This window comes from Thalassotalea sp. G20_0 (assembly GCF_017744175.1).
In the GTDB taxonomy this organism is placed as follows: domain Bacteria; phylum Pseudomonadota; class Gammaproteobacteria; order Pseudomonadales; family Endozoicomonadaceae; genus Endozoicomonas.
In genome coordinates this window covers 1-565 of sequence record NZ_JAGHQV010000483.1, presented here as the reverse complement: position 1 = coordinate 565, position 565 = coordinate 1, and the positions used below count along the sequence as shown (strand labels likewise).

Sequence of the window (565 nt, the reverse complement as noted above, 5' to 3'; positions counted from 1 at the left end):
GTGCTGACCTGGTTGTCGCTGAGCCCTCCTGATGCGGATTCGGCTGATATCGGTTGGCTCAAAAATGCCGGGTTGGGTTGAAGAGGGCTACAGGGAATACAGTCGTCGGCTGGGTGCGGACGTGAAACTGGAGCTTGTTGAGATTCCTCTCGGCAAGCGCAGTAAAGGCTCTGACATTAATCGCCTTCAGGAGAAAGAGGCTGGCCAGATGCTCGCTGCTGTGGGTTCAGGCGATCTGGTAGTTACCATGGAAATTATGGGCAAGGCCTGGAGCACAGAGAAACTGGCGAACAATATGGGAGCGTGGCTGCACAGTGGTCGCAATGTCAGTTTACTGGTCGGCGGGCCGGAAGGTTTACATGCATCATGCCTGGCAAAGGCGGATCTCCGCTGGTCATTGTCGCCATTAACATTGCCGCACCCGCTGGTTCGGGTTGTGGTGGCTGAGCAGGTTTACAGAGCCTGGAGCATTCTTCACAATCATCCCTACCACAAGTAAAACTGATGTAACCTTGATTGACGAAGTACTTTCACTCAAGTAAAAGTGAAGGCTAGCTTTCTGGTG

The 565-nt window shown here is 53.1% G+C and carries 1 protein-coding gene; it reads left to right on the top strand.

Annotated elements, in window-relative coordinates; genetic code table 11:
- Window positions 1-31: 31 nt before the first annotated feature.
- A complete protein-coding gene (rlmH, locus tag J7438_RS27160; protein WP_209279123.1) occupies window positions 32-499 on the top strand; it encodes a 23S rRNA (pseudouridine(1915)-N(3))-methyltransferase RlmH in 468 nt (155 codons plus the stop codon).
- The last annotated feature ends 66 nt before the right edge of the window (window positions 500-565 follow it).